Raw genomic sequence first — 17,280 nt, forward strand, 5'->3', positions numbered from 1 at the left:
TCTCCCAGAACGTAGGCCTGACCGGGGGTTCCTTCCCGGAACCTCATCCGCGTAACGGCGTCCGGCCCGGCGCCCCGCATTCTCCCCTGTCCCAGCCGTGTCCGGGGCGTTCCTCAGCAGTCGTCCCTCGGTCTTCACGGCAGCCATGATCGGCCTCCTGGGGGCGCCGGTCCCGTCTCGGCTCCGTTCGGCTGGTCGCAGAGGGATCGGAGCCACGGCCGCGTTCTCGACATCCCGCCCGGTCGCGATTCGCCTGGTTCGCAGGACTCGCCGGACTCGCCGGCCTCGCCGGGCTCAGGCGGACAGCTCCCGCTCCAGTGGCGTACGGAACCGGGGCGTGACCCGGGCGTCGCCGAGCCGTTCGGTGAGTCGCCCGGCCTCGGCGCGGACGGCGTCCGCGGCGTCGGCGCCGACGTCCTCCAGCAGCCTGACCGCGACCTCACCGTCGGGTCGCTGCGCCCACCCGCCGACGATCCGGCCGTCCCACCAGATCGTGGGCCCGATGTTGCCGGTCCGGTCGAAGAGGGCGGGTCCGTGGTCGCCGAGGTACCAGGCCCGCCCGGCCCAGCCCATCGCCGTCGGGTCCAGGGCGGGCAGCAGCGCCGCCCACGGCTCCGGTGCCGGCACCGGCTCGGAGTCCCCGGGAAGCAGCAGGCCCACGGCACCGCCCAGGTCGACCTCCACGGGCCTGAGCTCGGCCAGGGCGCGCTTGACCTCCCCGGTGGTCCAGCCGGTCCACCACTTGAGATCGGCGGCCGTGGCCGGTCCGTACGCGGCCAGCCAGTCCCGGGCCAGCTCCACCCGCGCCGCGTCGGGCGGCAGCTCGGCCATCCCGCCGGGCAGCCAGGACTCGACGGGCGACCACCGGTACTGGCTGCTGATCCACGAACCCACCGGCCTGCCCCGGACGATCCGGCCCTCCGCGGCGAGCACGAACAGGACGCGGCTGACGATGTTCTGGGTGCCTCCGTAGGACTTGCCGCGGGCGAGCGTGATCCGGGTCCGCAGCCGGGGCTCGTCGGCGCTCAGCTGGGCTCCGGTGGCCTCACCCCGGGCCTTCAGCGCGCGCAGCGCGGCCTCGTCGGTCTCGCGCAGCCACCCCGCCACGTCGCCGTCCATGCCCTCCTCGGCCAGGAACCGCTCGGTGCGGGTCCGCTCCCGTGCGGCGATCCCGAGGGTGCTCGCGGCGTGGACGACCGGCGCCCGCTCGACCGGCACCACGAACACGGTCCGGCGCATGCCCAGCATCCGGAGCAGCGTGCGACTCCCGTACAACGCCTCGTCGACGGCCGCCGGCGCCGGAACCCGCATCCGGGCGACGGCCGCCAGGTACACCGAGGCGGGGTCCGTGCTGTGCAACGCGACGAGGTCACGGGCGATCTGCGTGACGTCGTCGGTCCGGGCGCTCTCGGCGAGCCGGTGGCGAACTCCCAGCCGGGCCCTCCGCTCCGCCACGCTCATCAACCGCATCGGTGAAGTTTAGGGGTAATCGACCCGTCCGGACGGGGACTGTGAGAGTCGCCGGTCACCCACCCCGGCCGCACGAAGCCCGCTCAGCCGGGGGGGCAGATCTGATCGGCCCCCTGGCCGGGCGCTTCCTCGCCTGTTCGTTTCATCGCCTGCTCGTTCGAGTTCGCTCTTGTGATCAGGCGAGTACGCTTCGTAGTATTCGAATGTGAGTTCGATGAGCGTTCGCCTTGACGGCGCCTCCACCGGCGAACTGGTGGCGGCCGCCGAGGCGATCGCCGCGGAGCTCGCGGTCCGGGTGGCGCCCGAGTGCGGCGTGGCGTCGATGGAGCTGGCCGAGAGGCTGGGCCGGTGCATCGACCTCGTCGAGGCCGCCCTGGCCGCTCTGGTAGGGCGCGTGGACGCCACCGGCGCGTACCAGCGCAACGGTTTCGCCTCGGCCACGGCCTGGTTGCGTTCCGCCCTCGGCATGCGGCACGGCCGGGCGTCCGAGCGGGTCACCGTGGCCCGCCGGCTCCCGCGTCTCACCCGGGTGAGCAAGCTGCTCAGCACCGGTGCCCTGTCGTACGGATTCGCCGCGGCCATCGCTCACGCGGTGCCACGGCTGGACTCCACCGAAGCCCAGGACGCCGAAGACCTGCTGCTGGGCATGGCCGACCAGGGCTGTACGGTCCAGCAGGTAGCCACCGCGGCGGACCGGATCACCGACCTCATCGCGCAACGCCAGGGCCGGGAGCCGGAGCCGGAGGAGGCGCGGCGCGGTTTCAGACGCTCCTGGCTGTCCCGCTCGAAGTCCCTGGATGGCGGATCATGGGTGAGAGCCTGGTTCAACGCCGAGCACACCGCCGCGTTCGACCAGATCGTCGGCCCGCTGGCCAGGCCCAGGGCCAAGGGCGACGACCGTGACCTCGCTCAGCGCACCGCCGACGCCCTGTTCTCCGTCATCACCGAAGGCAACAGAGGAGCCGGGGTCACCGTCATCATCGACCTGGCCGCCTACACCGCGGCGACCGGCGGCACCGGCCCTGTCGCTCCGGCTCTCGCCTACCGGAGCACGCACGAGCGCACCGGTGCCGGCAGCGGACAGCCCACCGGCACCGCCGACGCCCAAGCTGTCCAGGAGGCCCAGGCCGGGGCGGGAAAGGAACCCTTGGCCGCCGATCCCGGCTCTCCTGACCCGGGCAGCAGGAGGCTCCTCCGAGCCCGGGACAAGCGGCGGCGCGGCCAGACCACGGCGCCCCGATCGCGGGACGCCGGGGAGCACGCCCGCCGGACGGCACCCAGATCACGGAACGCCAGAACACACACCCACCCGACGACCCCACCCCGGCCACGAGAGGCCCCGGAGCACCCTCACGGGACGACGTCCCGGGAGCGCGGCGGGTGGCGGCGCGCTTACTCGACGGCACCCCCATCTCTCCCGGTCGCGCCCGGCAGATCGCCCTGAACGCCGGGGTCAGCACTCTCCTCCTGGGGCCCGGAGATCTCCCGCTGCGCCTGGGCCGGACAGTCCGTTTCGCCACGTCCGCCCAGCGGAGAGCCCTGCTGGCGATGTACGAGTCCTGCTGCGTACTGGGCTGCCAGATCCCGGCGCATCTGTGCGAGATCCATCACCTCGACGGAGGGTGGAAGCTCGGCACTCCCACCGACCTGGACCGGCTCGTGCCGGCCTGCGGCTGGCACAACCGCTGGATAGAAGATCACACCGACCAGATCATCCAGACGAGGGACACCCGGGGGCGGACGATCCTCGAGATCCTGCCGGCCTGGCATGACCGGCAGCGGGCCGCCGCCGCAGGAAGGGCCGGGAGCCAGGGCACCCACGGGCATCGGCAGCCCGGAGCACCTTGACCCGACGGCTCAAGGCCGGCCCGCCGCCGCGCCGTCCCCCGCGCCATCCGTGCGGCTCTCCTCTGCGGGTGGTGGCGGTCGCCTAAGTGGTGGTCATGGGCCGAGGGAACGTCGATCCGGCCGACCATCCGGCCAATCGGGTGCTGTTCGATTTTCTGCGGGCACAGGCCCGGCGCCCCAGCGACCCGGCCGACTCCTCGTACGCCATTGACGAATGGCGGCCGCATACCCACCCGGATCTGCTGGAGCGGCTCGAAGAACTGGCACCGGACGGCATCCCGATCATTCCGCTCGGCCTTCCCGCCCTGGCGGTCGATGGGGTCGTGGCCGCCGCAGGCGACCTTCACTGAGGAAGGTCCTCTGTGAACGGCCAAGCCGTTCCGCCCACGTCCGCTCCGTGGAGCCGAGCGGCGCGCGGCCGCACCGCGGGCCGAACGCGTAGCCCCACCACAGGCCGAACGTACGACGCACCATGAGTCGGATGTGCGGCCGCACCACGCGCGCCGGACGCGTAGCCGCGCCGCAGCCCGAACACGCGGCCGCACCGCGGGTTAACGGAGTCTTCATGGGCCGTTCGGACCGGCACCGCGCCTCTGGTGGATCACCAACCGGCCTGCCCGCGCAGGTGGTGGCCGCCATCGGAAAAGTCAGTGGCGCTATCTCACCAAGCCGCATCCGGCTCATCGGCGAATCCCGCTATTTCGCCACATTCTTCCGGATGTAACCGTCCCTTTTGTCGCGGTTACCCCGTAACGCCCGGGATCCCCCTGTCCCGGCCGGGGTGCGGACAAAAGGAGAAGGCTCGTGAAACGAGTCGCCGCATTCATGCTGTCCACGCTGGTCGTGCTCGCCCTCACCCTGGGGCTGAACACCGGCGTCGCCAACGCCACACCGCCCAACATCCCCTCGGCGAGTACCGCCGCCTCGGAACTCGCCGCGCTCACCGTCGCCGCCGAGTCGCACGCCTCCACCTACGACCGGAGCCTGTTCCCGCACTGGATCACGATCTCCGGTTCCTGCAACACCCGCGAGACCGTGCTCAAGCGTGACGGCGTGAGCGTCGTCGTCGACTCCAGTTGCGCCGCCACGTCCGGGCGCTGGACCTCCCCGTACGACGGAGCCACCTGGACCGCGAGCTCCGACGTCGACATCGACCACATGGTGCCCCTCGCCGAGGCGTGGCGGTCGGGGGCCTGGGCCTGGACGACGGCCAAGCGCCAGTCCTTCGCCAACGACCTCACCAACGCCCAGCTGTGGGCCGTCACCGACAACGTCAACCAGTCCAAGGGGGACCAGGATCCGTCCACCTGGAAGCCCTCGCTCACGTCGTTCTGGTGCACGTACGCCAAGGCATGGATCGACGTGAAGTACGAGTGGTCCCTGACCTTGAACAGCACGGAGAAGACCGCGCTGAACACGATGCTCGGCCGCTGCTGAACTCGCCTCCCCCTGAACGGACCTGAGCCGATCTGAGCCGATCTGAGCCGATCTGAGCCGATCTGAGCGGGCCCGTACGGAACGGAGAGGTACGGCCGCCGCGCCATGTCCCGGCTGCGGCGGCCGTACGCCGTCCGGCGCGGGCACCGCGGGCGCGGCGCCATGGGGAAGATGCGCCTCGGAACGGCGCGTGAAGGGGCATATATACACAGGACACTGGGCGAACGAAGCACAGCCGTACGAAGAAAGCACTCCCGGCGATCCGCCACAATCAGGCAGGAGTTAATGTTCATTCACACCCCCGGTTCGAGGAGGAGCCATGCCCGCCGATCGCCTGCCACCCTCGCCGGAGGCCGGGGAGCTGTTCGCGCTGACCCGGGAGATCGTCGCCGCCGAGCTCGCGCCCCGGGCCGCGGCGGCGGAGGAGGCGAGCGCCTTCCCCCGCGAGGTGTTCCGGCTGCTCGGCCGGTCCGGGTTGCTCGGCCTGTCCTACCCGGAGGAGTACGGCGGGGGCGGCCAGCCGTACGAGGTGTACCTCCAGGTGCTCGAGGAGATCGCCACCGCCTGGGCCAGCGTGGCGGTGGGGGTGAGCGTGCACACGCTCGCCTGCTATCCGCTGGCCACGTTCGGGGACGACAAGCAGCGGCAGCGGCTGCCCGAGCTGCTGGGCGGGGAACTGCTCGGAGGGTACGCGCTGTCGGAGGCGCAGGCGGGCTCGGACGCCGGAGCGCTGGCGACCCGGGCGGTACGCGACGGCGACGGCTATGTCGTGACCGGGAGCAAGGCCTGGATCACCCACGGCGGCGAGGCCGACTTCTACGTGCTGTTCGCCCGTACGGCCGACACGGGCACCTCCGGCATCAGCTGCTTCCTCACCGAGGGTGAGCTGCCCGGCCTGACCGCCGGGCGGCCGGAACGGAAGATGGGCCTGACCGGCTCGACCACCGCGGCCCTGCACTTCGACGGTGCCAGGGTGCCCGCCGAGTGGCTGCTGGGAGCCGAGGGGCAGGGCTTCCCCATCGCGCTGTCCGCGCTGGACTCCGGGCGGCTCGGCATCGCCGCCTGCGCGGTCGGGCTCGCCCAGGCGGCCCTGGACGAGGCGGTCCGCTACGCCGTGGGCCGCGAGCAGTTCGGCAGCCGGATCATCGACTTCCAGGGGCTGTCGTTCCTGCTGGCCGACATGGCCGCCGCCGTCGAGTCGGCGCGGGCCACCTATCTGGACGCGGCCCGCCGCAAGGATCGCGGCCTGCCGTTCAGCAGGCAGGCGTCGATCGCCAAGCTGGTCGCCACCGACGCCGCCATGAAGGTCACCACCGACGCGGTGCAGGTGCTCGGCGGCAACGGGTACACCCGTGACTACCCCGTCGAGCGCTACATGCGCGAGGCGAAGGTCATGCAGATCTTCGAGGGGACCAACCAGATCCAGCGGATGGTGATCGGCCGCCACCTGGCCCGCGACGCCGCGAACTGACCGCGGCGGATCAGTCCGGGAACACCCTGGTCAGCCCGCGCGGGCCGCCTCTCGTCCGCCACTCACGCGGATAGCCGAGCGAGACCTCCTCGAAGCGCACCCCGTCCTGCCACAGCGTGCGGGGAATGTGCAGATGGCCGTAGACGACGGCGGCGGCATCGAACTCCACATGCCAGCCGGCGGTCCGCTCGGTGCCGCACCACTGGGCGAACTCCGGGTAGCGCAGGATCCTCGTGGGCTCCCGGGTCAGCGGAAAGTGGTTGATCAGGACGGTCGGGAGGCTCGTGTCCCTGGCCACCAGCCTTTGCCTGGTGATCTCCAGCCGGGCTTCGCACCAGTCCTCCCTGCTCGGGTACGGGTCCGGGTGCAGCATCATCTCGTCGGTGCAGACCACCCCGGTCTCATACGCCACCGCGAGCGCCTCCGCCTTGGTCGCCGTGCCCTCGGGGCGGAAGGTGTAGTCGTAGAGCAGGAACAGCGGCACGAGCGTGACCGGGCCGCCGCCGCCCCGCCACACCGGATAGGGGTCCTCGGGGGTCACCACGCCCAGGGACCGGCACATGTCGACCAGGTGCCGGTAGCGCCGTTCGCCGCGCAGCCGGACCGGGTCGTCCTTCGTCGTCCACAGCTCGTGGTTGCCCGGCACCCACACCACGCCGGCGAACCGCGCCCGCAGCGTGCGCAGCGCCCACTCGACGTCGGAGACCCGCTCGCCGACGTCCCCGGCGACGATCAGCCAGTCGGCGTCCGATTCGGGCCGCAGGCCCTCGACGACCGCGCGGTTCTCGGCGAACCCCACGTGGAGGTCGCTGATCGCGAAGAGGGTCCCCTCAGGCGCCGGGCCGGTCATGCCCGCATCCCCGGGCCGGGAAGGGCCTCCGGCGCCACCTGACCGCCCGGGCGGCGACCTCCCGGGCCGTGGCCGGTCGAGCAAAGGGTGAATATCGCAGGCAGGACCATGTGCAGAGTTCCCCGTCGTCGAGTCATCGCGGGCGGTCCCGCCCGGGGACCTCGGCCGGCGCGCAGAGCGCTCCCGAGATCCACGTCAGCAGGCCCACACCCGCGAAGTTACTTACTCTTCCCCCGCCTGCCCAACGATAGAGATCCTTCTCACCCGGTCGCCCCGCCGGGAGTCAGGATCGGCGGGCGGCGATGGCACGGGCGAAGCGGTCGGCGGCGCCAGGGGCGTGCCGCAGGAACAGTGACGGCTCGGTGAGCTCCAGCTCGAGCAGGACCGGGGAGCCGTCGGCCCCGGGGATCACATCGACCCGGGCGTAGAGGAGATCATCGGAGCCCAGCGCCGTGCGCACGGCCGCGAGCGCCCGCCGGGCCACGTCCAGCTCCGCCGCGGTGGCCCTCGCCGGCGAGATCTGCTCGCGCGGGTCGGCGTCGTGGTCCATCGCGGCCTGGACCCCGGAACCGGCGGTCAGGATCGGGCCCTTGCGCGCCGCGTGGCTGAACTCCCCGTCGCAGAACACCAGCGCGGTCTCCCCCGCGGTGTCGACGGCGGACAGGTAGGGCTGCACCATGACGGTACGGCCCGCCGAGCGCAGGTGGCGCAGATGCGCCCCCGCGGCCTCGTGCTCGTCACGCCGCCAGCGCGCGGTGTCGGCCGAGCCGGCGGACACCGCGGGCTTGATCACGTACTCGTCCCAGTCCGCGGGCACCTCGTCCAGGTCCCAGCGGGTCTCCACGACCGGGACGCCCGCGGCGGTCAGCTCGCGGAGATAGCGCTTGTCGGTGTTCCAGCGCAGCACGGCGGCGCCGTTGAACAGCCGTGGGACGGCACCGGCCCAGGCCAGGAACTCCTCCCTGCGCAGCGTGTAGTCCCAGGTCGAGCGGACCACGACCAGGTCGTGCCGGTCCCAGTCGGCGGCGGGGTCATCCCAGACGACCGCTTCGGCGGCGATCTCGAGGCGGGCGAGCGCGGCGACCAGTGCCACCGTGCACTCGTCGCCCTCGGGAAGCCCGGCATATGTGGCCAAAGCAACTGACATGGCCGTCATTGTTCCAGCTCAGAGAAGGATCCACGGACATCGCGGCACCGCGCCGGTCAGCGTACGGGGTGGCCGGCCTCGCGGAGGGCGTCCTTGACCTCGCCGATCTTGATCTCGCCGAAGTGGAAGACGCTGGCGGCCAGCACCGCGTCGGCGCCGGCGGCGACGGCCGGCACGAAGTGCTCCACCGCGCCCGCCCCTCCGCTGGCGATCACCGGCACGCTCACCACCGCGCGGACCTGGCGGAGCATCTCCAGGTCGAACCCGCTCTTGGTGCCGTCGGCGTCCATGGAGTTGAGCAGGATCTCCCCGACGCCGAGATCCTCGCCGCGGCGGGCCCACTCGATTGCGTCGATGCCGGTGCCCTTGCGCCCGCCGTGGGTGGTCACCTCGTACCCGGACTCCGTGCCGGGGGCCCGGCGGGCGTCGACCGACAGCACGATGCACTGCGAGCCGAACCGGTGTGCGGCCTCGCGGAGGAACTCGGGCCGGGCGATCGCGGCGGTGTTGACCGAGACCTTGTCGGCGCCGGCGCGCAGCAGCCGGTCGACGTCCTCGACGGTGCGCACGCCGCCGCCGACGGTCAGCGGGATGAAGACCTGCTCCGCGGTGCGCCCGACCACGTCGTACATGGTGGAGCGGTCGCCGCTGGAGGCGGTGATGTCGAGGAAGGTGAGCTCGTCGGCGCCCTCCGCGTCGTAGCGCCGGGCCAGCTCGACCGGATCCCCGGCGTCCCGGAGGTTCTGGAAGTTGACCCCCTTGACGACGCGCCCGGCGTCGACGTCCAGGCACGGGATGATGCGCACGGCGACGGTCACAGGCCCTCCCGGTACGCCTCGACCTCGATCTCGACCAGCATGCGCGGGTCGATGAAGCCGGTCGCCTGGATCATCGACGCCGCGGGCCGTACGTCGCGGAAGAGCTCGGCGTGCGCCCGCCCGACCGCGTCGGAGTCGGCCATGTCCATGACGTACATCCGGGTGCGCACGACGTCGGCGGCGGTGGCGCCGGCCTGCTCGACCGCGTCGAGGGCGATCCGCAGCGCGGTGCGGGCCTGCTGGTAGGCGTCGCCCTCGTGCCGTACCCGCCCGTCCACGGTCGCGGTGCACCCGGACACGATCACGAACGGCCCGGCCACCACCGCGCGGGAGTAGCCGATCACGTCCTCGTACGGGCTGTCCGACGCGATGCGGCGGATCATCGCACGGTCTCCAGGGCCTGTTCGAGGGTGAACGCCTGGGCGTAGAGGGCCTTGCCCACGATGGCGCCCTCGACGCCGTCCGGCACCAGCTTGGCGAGCACTCGCAGGTCCTCCAGGGACGAGACGCCGCCGGAGGCGATGACGGGCTTGTCGGTGCGTGCGCAGACCTCGCGGAGCAGCTCCACGTTGGGGCCGCGCAGGGTGCCGTCCTTGGTGACGTCGGTGACGACGTAGCGGGGGCACCCGTCGGCCTCCAGCCGGGCCAGCACCTCCCAGAGGTCACCGCCCTCCTGGGTCCAGCCGCGGGCCGCCAGCGTGGTCCCGCGCACGTCCAGGCCGACCGCGATCTTGTCGCCGTGGGATTCGATGATCTTGCGGCACCACTGCGGGTTCTCCAGCGCCGCGGTGCCGATGTTGACCCGCGCGCAGCCGGTGGACAGGGCCGCCGCGAGGGAGTCGTCGTCGCGGATCCCGCCGGACAGCTCCACCTTCACCTCGAGCCTGCCGGTCACCTCGGCGAGCAGTTCCCGGTTCGAGCCCCGCCCGAAGGCCGCGTCGAGGTCGACGAGATGGATCCACTCGGCGCCGGCGCGCTGCCAGGCCAGGGCCGCGTCGAGCGGAGCACCGTAGCCGGTCTCGGTGCCGGCCTCGCCCTGCACGAGGCGTACGGCCTGGCCATCGGCCACATCGACAGCGGGAAGGAGCGTGAGCGTCATGCCCTGAAGCCTACCGAGCCCGGAGCGGCACCGCCTCCGGCCTGGAGTTACGGCGAGTCCCCGCCGGAGGACCGCGGGCACGGGAGGACCGCGAGCGCAGGGTCCGCGGGCACAGGTGGGCTCAGCCGAGTGCCCGCAAGCCGGAGAGGAACGAGGCGGGCCGTCTCGGCCGAGGCGATGGGCGCGTCGCCGGCGCCGTACTGCATGAGGACCACGTCGGTGAAGCCGGCCCGTACACGGCCCCGCGTCAAGACGCCCAGCGTCAGACGTGTTCCGGCCGGTAGGCGGCCAGCCAGTCGCTGAGCGCCAGGACCCGCTCGAGCTGGACGCGGTCCCGCTGCAGGCTGACGTAGCCGATCGGGCGGCTCAGCGCCGCGCGGACGGCGCCGAGGTCGAGGTACTCCCGGATCGGCGCGGACGGGTCGGCGAGGACCTTCTCGATCCGTTCCCGTACGGCCCGCTCGTAGCCGGGGTTCTGGGTGGCCGGGTAGGGGCTCTTGCGCCGGGCCAGCACCGACGCGGGCAGCACGTCGGCGACCGCCCCGCGCAGCAGGCTCTTCTCCCGCCCGTCGTAGGTCTTGTACGACCAGGGGGTGTTGAAGACGTACTCCACGAGCCGGTGGTCGCAGAACGGCACCCGGACCTCCAGGCCGACCGCCATGCTCATCCGGTCCTTGCGGTCCAGCAGCAGCCGCACCATCCGGGTGAGGTGCAGGTAGCAGATCTCCCGCATCCTGCGCTCTACCGGGTCGGCGTCCGGCAGGTGGGGCACCTCGGAGAGGGCCTCGTGGTAGCGGTCCTGGCGGTAGGCGTCGAGGCGTTCGCGCAGGCCGGCGTCCAGCAGTGCCACGCCCTGGGTCATCGCGACGTTCGCCCACGGGAACGTGTCCGCGGCCACCGCCGCCGGGTCGTGGAACCACCGGTAGCCGCCGAACACCTCGTCGGCGGACTCCCCGGACAGCGCGACCGTGGAGTACTTGCGGATCTCGGCGAACAGCAGGTAGAGCGAGCTGTCCATGTCGCCCATGCTGGGCAGGTCACGGGCCCTCAGCACCGCGTCCATCACCCGCGGCGAGGCGAGCTGGTCGTTGCCGAGGACCACGTCGGCGTGGTCGGAGCCGACGTGCTTGGCGACGTCGTGCACGTACGGCCCGTCGGCCGTGTCGCGCATCTCGTCCGGCACGAAGCCCCCGGTCTCGTCGGTGAAGTCGACGGAGAAGGAGCGCACCGTGCCGACGCCCAGCGCCCGGTCGGCCAGCGCGGTCAGGGCGCTGGAGTCCAGGCCGCCGGAGAGCAGCGTGCACAGGGGCACGTCGGAGATGAGCTGCCGCTCGACGATGTCCTCGAGCAGCCCGCGCACCCGCCCCACGGTGGCCGGCAGGTCGTCGGTGTGCTCCCGCGCGGTCAGCGCCCAGTACCGGCGGTCCGCCACGCCGTCGCGGGAGACGGTGACCATGTGCCCCGGTACGACCTCGTACATGCCGCGGAAGATGCCGTGGCCGGGCGTCTTGGCGCTGGTCAGCAGCTCGGCCAGGCCGTCGTCGTCGATCCGGGCGGTGAACAGCGGGTTGGCCAGGATGGCCTTGGGCTCGGAGCCGAACAGCACCCCGTGCGGAGTCGGCGCGTAGTAGAGGGGCTTGATCCCCATCCGGTCGCGGACCAGGAGCAGTTCCTCGGTCCGCCGGTCCCACACGGCGAAGGCGTACATGCCGTTGAACCGCTCGACGGCGCCGGCGCCCCACTCGAGGTACGCCTGGAGCACGACCTCGGTGTCACTGCGGGTACGGAAGCGGCGGCCGCGGCCCTCCAGCTCACGGCGCAGTTCCCGGAAGTTGTAGACCTCCCCGCTGTAGACGATCGTCGCGGGGCCGTCCGTCATCGGCTGTACGCCGCCTTCGACGTCGATCACCGCGAGCCGGCGATGCCCCAGCGCGACGCCGGTCTCGAGCCACAGGCCCTCGTCGTCGGGCCCGCGCAGCGCCATCGTCCGCGTCATCGCCAGAGCGGTCGGGCGCTCCGCGGTGAGGTCCCTTTCGTAGTCCACCCAGCCCGCTATGCCGCACACAGAATCACACTCCCCCGATATATGCGTTCTGCACTTGACAGTCCATTTTACCTCGTCTGACCAGGGATTATCCGTCCGATACGGTCCTATCGGCCGATCGGTGATTGCCCGGCCCGCTCGCGGGTAAGCGCCCAGCACAGCCGTATTCGGGTCTCCATGGCCCAGGCGCCCTGCGCAGGTGATTCGTCTCACAGATGTCGTTCGAGGATTCGTTCCAGGGGTTCGCCCCAGAGGTTTCGTTCCAGAGATTTGGTTCCGATGGCTTTCGTTTCGAAGGTTACGTTCCGAGGTAAGGGGTCGGAGATGGGTGAGGACCGAGGCCCACACCGCGCGATCATGGAGGAGGGCGAGGGGCTCGACGTCCACATGCGGATATCGGATGCCTGGGTGATCGTCCAGGTGGAGGGTGAACTAGATCTCCATACGGTGCCGCTGCTGAAGTCCCGGCTGGGGCTGGCCGAGCTGCTGGCCGACCGGCCTCCGCGGGTGGCCATCGATCTGTCCCGGTTGCGATTCTGTGACTCGAGCGGGCTGAACCTGCTGGTGCGCACGTGGAAGCTGCTGCGTTCCCATGGCGGTGGCCTGCTGCTGTTCCGGCCGACGCCCCAGCTCCGGCGCCGGCTGGCCTGGACCGGCCTCGACCGGGCGCTCGGCGTCCGGTCCGGCCCCCCGCAGACGCTGCTCTCGGCGTGACCCCCCTCGTGGTGTGACCCCCTCCCGGCGTGGCCGCGCGGACCTCCTGAACCGCGCCCCGGCCGGGCCGCGGGCGAGGCGGCATCTCCGGGCGCCACGGTCTGGGCAATCCGGTCAAATCGCACAGGCCGCCACGGTTAGGCTGCGCGCCATGGAACGGTTGCGTACGGGCGGTGACATGGTCGACCTGGCCGAGGCGTACGCCTACCCCGAGAACGGCACCTGGTTGCGGGCCAACATGGTCGGGACCATCGACGGCATGGCGCAGTGGGACGGACGCGTCGGCCGGCTCACCAACGAGACGGACCAGCGGCTGTTCCACCTGCTGCGCGGGCTCAGCGACGTGGTGATCACCGGTGCGGAGACCGTGCGCGCCGAGCGGTACGGGCCGGTGCGGCCGAAAGCCGGCTGGGACCGGCTGCGGGAGGGCCGGGCGCCGGTGCCGCCCCTGGCGATCGTCTCGCGGAGCCTGGCGCTGGACTTCACCGCCCCCGTCTTCGCAAAGGCAGCGGTTCCGACCATCGTCCTGACCTGCGAGGCGGCCGACCCCGGGCGCCGCCGCCACGCACAGGCCCACGCCGAGGTCATCGTGGCGGGCGGCGACCGGGTCGACTTCGAGCTGGCGGTGGCCGAGCTGACCGCCCGCGGGCATCATCGCCTGCTGTGCGAGGGCGGCCCGCACGTCCTCAGCCAGCTGGCCGCCGCGGGAGTCCTCGACGAGCTCTGCCTGGCGGTCAGTCCCGTGCTGCTCGGCGGCGGCGGGCTGCGGCTCACCAGCGAGCTGCCGATCCCCCGGCCCGAGCGGTTCCGGCTGGCCGGCGTGCTGACGGACGAGGACTACCTGTTCCTCCGCTACCTGCGGCCCTGACCGCCGCGAGAGACCCGGGATTCCCATGACAGGCAACGGCCCGCGGCCCGGCGACCGCCGGGCGGGCGAGGACGTGCCCCGCCCGGCGTTCGTGCTGCACGAGCACCGGCGCCCGCGGCACCACTTCGACCTGCGCCTGGAGGAGAACGGGGTGCTGCGCTCCTGGGCGCTGCCCCGCGGCCTGCCGGCCGATCACACCCGGGACCGGCTCGCCATCGAGGTGGCCGACCACGACCTCGGCCATCTCACCTACCAGGACGCCGACAAGTCGATCGCGGACCGGGGCTGGTGGGAGGAGCACGACCGCAACGACCACCGGCTGCTGTTCACCTTGCACGGGCAGCACGGGCCACGCCGGTACGCGCTCATCCGCACCCCGGACGACTGGCTCCTGCACCAGACGAAAGAGCAGCCACCTGCGTGATGCCCGCGGCGCCGGGGTCGGCGACCGGGGACCGGGGCGCGCCGCACCGGTTGTCGCCCCCACCGGGCCGAGGCGCGAAATACTCGGTCGACACAACGGAAGGCGGGCACCATGACCACCCCGGAGAAGATCCTTTCCGGCGAGCGCGCAGACCTCCTGCAGACACTGGCCAAGCACCGAGGCTTCCTGCGCCAGACGGTTCGGGGCCTCACCGACGAACAGGCCGCACAGCGCACCACCGTCAGCGAGCTGTGCCTGGGCGGCCTGATCAAGCACGTGGCCGGAGTCGAGGAGCTGTGGATGCGATTCGCGGTCGACGGCGCCGAGGCGATGGAGGGCGGGCAGGAAGGCTGGGAGGACGGGTTCCGCATGCTCGAGGGCGAGACGCTGGCCGGCCTGCTCGACGCCTACGAGCAGGTGGCGAGCAGGACCGACGAACTGGTGTCGTCGCTGCCCGACCTGGACGTGACCCACGCACTCCCCCGGGCACCCTGGTACGAGCCGGGCGCACGGTGGTCGGTGCGGCGTGTTCTGCTCCACGTCATCGCCGAGACCTCTCAGCACGCCGGCCACGCCGACATCCTCCGGGAGGCCCTGGACGGCTCGAAGACCATGGGGTGAGGAACCCCGCGCCGGGCGGCCCCCATGCTCCCGGAGTCCCCTCCGTGATCATGCAATCGATCCTGACCCCGCCCGCGGGCCGTCACGCCGAGCCGGTGCCGTGATCGCCGGGTGGGTCGTGCGCCGCGGAGGGGTCCAGTGCGGCGGCGAGCGCCTGCTCCGGGGTGTCGTGGATCTTCAGGTAACGGTCGACCTGGGTGATCTCGATGACCCGCGCCGGGCGGGGCCGGAGGGCCGCCAGGTGGACGTCGCCGCCGTGCTGGCGGGCGTGGGTGTAGGTGTTGAGCAGGACCCGCAGGCCGGCACTGTCGAGGAAGTTCATCTCGGTCAGGTCGAACACCACATGGTGACGGGGGTCGCGGCGCGTCTCGCGCAGGAACGCGTCGAGACGGCCGGCGGAGGTGGCGTCCACGTCGCCGGAGATGGTCACGACCACCACTCCCGGCAGGTGCTGCGCGGACAGGCTCAGAGGTTCCATGATGCTGGTGGCTCCGTGGCTGGACGGGGTCCTGCTACCGCCATTATCCAATAGTTGATCATCAACCGCATCCGCTTCCCGATCATGGGAACGCCCGCGGCCGGCCACCGGTCCGGCGAACGCTCCGGGAGAACGCTCAGGAGAGGGCGTGCGCGAGGGCCATCCCGCAGTAGGCGGCGCCGAGCCCGGCGGCGATGGAGACGACCACATTCAGCACGGCGTAGGTGCGGGCGCCGTCCTCGACCAGCCGCAGCGTCTCGTACCCGAACGTCGAGTACGTGGTGAGCGTCCCGCAGAACCCGATCCCCGCCATCGTCATCACCGGGCCGTCCGCGGGCAGCGCGGCCAGGAAGCCCAGCAGCGCCGAGCCCGCGACGTTCACCGCGAACGTGCCCCACGGGAACACCGAGTCGGCGCGGGCCTGCACCATCCGGTCGACCAGATACCGCAACGGCGCCCCGATCGCGGCGCCGATCGCGACCAGCAGCACGCTCACCGGGCGCCCTCACCCGCGGGGCGGCCGACGTAGCGGACCACCTCGACCGGGTCGATGATGACCAGCCCCTCGGTGATCAGCTCATCGAGCTGGGGAAGGAAGGCCCGGATCTTCTCCTGCGCGTCCACGATGACGATGGCCAGCGGCAGATCCTCCGACAGCGACAGGATCCGGGTGGTGTGGATACGGCTGGACGCCCCGTATCCCTCGATGCCCCGCAGCACGCTCGCGCCCGCGAGCCCGGCGGCGTGCGCCCGGGCCACGACCTCGTGGTAGAGCGGCCGGTGACGCCACTGGTCCGACTCCCCAACGAAGATCGTCAACCGCAGGGCAGGTCCCTCGATCTTCATGACCCTCCTCCATGACCGGCATTCTCGTGCCGTGGCCGTGATCGCGGGTGCCGGCGGCGGTAGCGCACGAACGACCTGGTGCCGTGCACGCCGGTGTAGACCGCGGCCAGGGCGGCGGCCGCTGTGCCGGCCAGGTAGGCCAGTGCCGTGCCCGGCGCGCCCGCGGCGACCGCCCGCTGGATGTCGACGACGTAGGTGGAGAAGGTGGTGAACCCGCCCAGCACCCCCACTCCGACGAACGGCCGGACCAGCGGATGGGCCTGTCCCACCTCGGTGATCGCCACCATCAGCACGCCGATCAGCGCGCATCCGGCCACATTGATCCAGAAGGTCGCCCACCCGAACGAGCCCGCCGGGTGCGGGAACATCGCCGATACCCCTGCGCGGGCCAGCGCGCCGAGGATCCCGCCCGCCGAGATCGCCGCCAGCGTCGGCCAGGGCGCCCGGCGCGGCCCGGCGCGCTGCCGCGGCACCCGCAGGTCGACGTCGGGGTCCCCCGGCTCGGCGGATCGTACGGGGTGCGGGGGGAACAGCGGGTCAGGCACGGGCTCCTCCTACCAGCACGACGCGTCCACTGGCAGGGACCGTTGTCGGCAGGCACCGCGGTTCTCCCCGCGCGCACGGACGGGGACGGCGGGCCCCACCGCCGCGGCCCTCTGAGGGCTCGCCCACCAGTGTAGCCAGGCCGTACCGGCCGGACCGCCCACCACGACCGGCCCACCACGACCGGCCCGCCCGGACCGGCGCGGCCGGAACGCACGGAGGGTGCGGCCGGCGTCAGGCCCGGCGGTCGAAGGCGAGGGTGACGACGACCGGGACCAGGAAGATCGACAGCCCCAGGACGGCCAGCCGGGCGGTCCAGGTCGAGCACAGCAGCCAGGCGAGACACTGCACCGCGAGGAACACCAGCAGGACCCCGCCGTTCTGGGCGCGACGGCGACGGGCCAGCAGGCCGCCCGGCCGGCGTTGCCGGACCGGGACGGGGACCAGCCGCCGCAGCCGGTCCAGCGGGCCCCGCCACCGGGCCGCCCGGCGCAGGCGTACGGCCCGCGCCTCCGCGGCGCGGGCGGCCGCCGCCTCACGCTCGGCCCGCCGGCGGGCCCGCTCCTTGCGCATCGGCGCCTCACCAGAACCTCACGGGAGTC

At 72.2% G+C, this 17,280-nt stretch carries 22 protein-coding genes; 10 read left to right on the forward strand and 12 right to left on the reverse strand.

Annotated features, from left to right (window positions below):
• Nucleotides 1–294: 294 nt before the first annotated feature.
• Entirely contained in the window at nt 295–1,470 is a 1,176-nt protein-coding gene (locus ACRYCC_RS40310; RefSeq protein ID WP_433819361.1) for a winged helix DNA-binding domain-containing protein, read from the reverse strand.
• Between the two features lie 214 nt (nt 1,471–1,684).
• On the opposite strand from ACRYCC_RS40310, the gene ACRYCC_RS40315 reads away from it, so the two are divergent.
• The 6 genes from ACRYCC_RS40315 (at nt 1,685) to ACRYCC_RS40340 (ending at nt 6,226) form a co-directional block, all read left to right on the forward strand.
• Entirely contained in the window at nt 1,685–2,914 is a 1,230-nt protein-coding gene (locus ACRYCC_RS40315; RefSeq protein ID WP_433819362.1) for a DUF222 domain-containing protein, read from the forward strand.
• Nucleotides 2,851–3,318, forward strand: coding sequence for a hypothetical protein (locus tag ACRYCC_RS40320; protein WP_433819363.1), 468 nt, complete (start codon nt 2,851–2,853; stop codon nt 3,316–3,318). The genes ACRYCC_RS40315 and ACRYCC_RS40320 overlap by 64 nt, the downstream gene beginning before the upstream one ends.
• Nucleotides 3,319–3,404: 86 nt before the next feature.
• Nucleotides 3,405–3,668, forward strand: a complete 264-nt coding sequence (locus tag ACRYCC_RS40325; RefSeq protein WP_433819364.1) for a hypothetical protein — start codon at nt 3,405–3,407, stop codon at nt 3,666–3,668.
• 215 nt (nt 3,669–3,883) lie between these two features.
• Nucleotides 3,884–4,042 (forward strand): hypothetical protein, encoded by a 159-nt coding sequence (locus ACRYCC_RS40330; RefSeq protein ID WP_433819365.1) that lies wholly within the window; start codon nt 3,884–3,886, stop codon nt 4,040–4,042.
• 80 nt (nt 4,043–4,122) lie between these two features.
• On the forward strand, nt 4,123–4,755 hold the full coding sequence (locus tag ACRYCC_RS40335) for an HNH endonuclease family protein (protein ID WP_433819366.1): 633 nt from the start codon (nt 4,123–4,125) through the stop codon (nt 4,753–4,755).
• 319 nt (nt 4,756–5,074) lie between these two features.
• Complete coding sequence (locus ACRYCC_RS40340; RefSeq protein ID WP_433819367.1) at nt 5,075–6,226, forward strand: acyl-CoA dehydrogenase family protein; 1,152 nt, start codon at nt 5,075–5,077, stop codon at nt 6,224–6,226.
• 10 nt (nt 6,227–6,236) lie between these two features.
• On the opposite strand, the gene ACRYCC_RS40345 is transcribed toward ACRYCC_RS40340, so the two are convergent.
• The 6 genes from ACRYCC_RS40345 to asnB all read right to left on the reverse strand — a co-directional run bounded on the left by ACRYCC_RS40345 (nt 6,237) and on the right by asnB (nt 12,205).
• Nucleotides 6,237–7,076: a metallophosphoesterase family protein gene (locus tag ACRYCC_RS40345; protein ID WP_433819368.1), complete on the reverse strand. Its 840-nt coding sequence runs from the start codon at nt 7,074–7,076 to the stop codon at nt 6,237–6,239.
• Nucleotides 7,077–7,359: 283 nt separating this feature from the next.
• Nucleotides 7,360–8,223, reverse strand: coding sequence for an ATP-grasp domain-containing protein (locus ACRYCC_RS40350; protein ID WP_433819369.1), 864 nt, complete (start codon nt 8,221–8,223; stop codon nt 7,360–7,362).
• 56 nt (nt 8,224–8,279) lie between these two features.
• Nucleotides 8,280–9,041 carry an imidazole glycerol phosphate synthase subunit HisF gene (gene hisF, locus ACRYCC_RS40355; protein ID WP_433819370.1) on the reverse strand — a complete coding sequence of 254 codons (762 nt, stop codon included), beginning with the start codon at nt 9,039–9,041 and terminating at the stop codon, nt 8,280–8,282.
• Nucleotides 9,038–9,424, reverse strand: coding sequence for a RidA family protein (locus tag ACRYCC_RS40360; protein ID WP_433819371.1), 387 nt, complete (start codon nt 9,422–9,424; stop codon nt 9,038–9,040). Before ACRYCC_RS40360 ends, hisF begins: the two co-directional genes overlap by 4 nt.
• Entirely contained in the window at nt 9,421–10,140 is a 720-nt protein-coding gene (priA, locus tag ACRYCC_RS40365) for a bifunctional 1-(5-phosphoribosyl)-5-((5-phosphoribosylamino)methylideneamino)imidazole-4-carboxamide isomerase/phosphoribosylanthranilate isomerase PriA (protein WP_433819372.1), read from the reverse strand. Before priA ends, ACRYCC_RS40360 begins: the two co-directional genes overlap by 4 nt.
• A 262-nt stretch (nt 10,141–10,402) precedes the next feature.
• A complete protein-coding gene (asnB, locus tag ACRYCC_RS40370) occupies nt 10,403–12,205 on the reverse strand; it encodes an asparagine synthase (glutamine-hydrolyzing) (protein ID WP_433819373.1) in 1,803 nt (600 codons plus the stop codon).
• 303 nt (nt 12,206–12,508) lie between these two features.
• Here asnB and ACRYCC_RS40375 point away from each other — a divergent pair, with 303 nt between their 5' ends.
• From ACRYCC_RS40375 to ACRYCC_RS40390, 4 genes are all read left to right on the forward strand, one after another.
• Nucleotides 12,509–12,898: an STAS domain-containing protein gene (locus ACRYCC_RS40375; RefSeq protein ID WP_433819374.1), complete on the forward strand. Its 390-nt coding sequence runs from the start codon at nt 12,509–12,511 to the stop codon at nt 12,896–12,898.
• 151 nt (nt 12,899–13,049) lie between these two features.
• Nucleotides 13,050–13,766: a pyrimidine reductase family protein gene (locus ACRYCC_RS40380; protein ID WP_433819375.1), complete on the forward strand. Its 717-nt coding sequence runs from the start codon at nt 13,050–13,052 to the stop codon at nt 13,764–13,766.
• A 25-nt stretch (nt 13,767–13,791) separates the two neighbouring features.
• Nucleotides 13,792–14,190 carry a DNA polymerase ligase N-terminal domain-containing protein gene (locus ACRYCC_RS40385; RefSeq protein WP_433819376.1) on the forward strand — a complete coding sequence of 133 codons (399 nt, stop codon included), beginning with the start codon at nt 13,792–13,794 and terminating at the stop codon, nt 14,188–14,190.
• 111 nt (nt 14,191–14,301) lie between these two features.
• The gene (locus tag ACRYCC_RS40390) at nt 14,302–14,811 is read left to right on the forward strand and encodes a DinB family protein (RefSeq protein WP_433819377.1); all 510 of its coding nucleotides are present in this window, start codon (nt 14,302–14,304) and stop codon (nt 14,809–14,811) included.
• 82 nt (nt 14,812–14,893) lie between these two features.
• Here the strand turns inward: ACRYCC_RS40390 and ACRYCC_RS40395 are convergent, their stop codons facing one another.
• The 5 genes from ACRYCC_RS40395 to ACRYCC_RS40415 form a co-directional block, all read right to left on the reverse strand.
• A complete protein-coding gene (locus ACRYCC_RS40395) occupies nt 14,894–15,289 on the reverse strand; it encodes an STAS domain-containing protein (RefSeq protein ID WP_433819378.1) in 396 nt (131 codons plus the stop codon).
• A 136-nt stretch (nt 15,290–15,425) separates the two neighbouring features.
• Complete coding sequence (gene crcB, locus ACRYCC_RS40400; protein ID WP_433819379.1) at nt 15,426–15,785, reverse strand: fluoride efflux transporter CrcB; 360 nt, start codon at nt 15,783–15,785, stop codon at nt 15,426–15,428.
• Nucleotides 15,782–16,135 (reverse strand): DUF190 domain-containing protein, encoded by a 354-nt coding sequence (locus ACRYCC_RS40405; protein ID WP_433819380.1) that lies wholly within the window; start codon nt 16,133–16,135, stop codon nt 15,782–15,784. The genes crcB and ACRYCC_RS40405 overlap by 4 nt, the downstream gene beginning before the upstream one ends.
• The gene (locus tag ACRYCC_RS40410; RefSeq protein WP_433819381.1) at nt 16,132–16,680 is read right to left on the reverse strand and encodes a fluoride efflux transporter FluC; all 549 of its coding nucleotides are present in this window, start codon (nt 16,678–16,680) and stop codon (nt 16,132–16,134) included. The genes ACRYCC_RS40405 and ACRYCC_RS40410 overlap by 4 nt, the downstream gene beginning before the upstream one ends.
• A gap of 232 nt (nt 16,681–16,912) precedes the next feature.
• Nucleotides 16,913–17,251: a hypothetical protein gene (locus ACRYCC_RS40415; protein ID WP_433819382.1), complete on the reverse strand. Its 339-nt coding sequence runs from the start codon at nt 17,249–17,251 to the stop codon at nt 16,913–16,915.
• Nucleotides 17,252–17,280 lie beyond the last annotated feature (29 nt).

Origin of the sequence: Actinomadura scrupuli (assembly GCF_050971785.1) — a bacterium.
GTDB lineage: Bacteria > Actinomycetota > Actinomycetes > Streptosporangiales > Streptosporangiaceae > Actinomadura_E > Actinomadura_E scrupuli.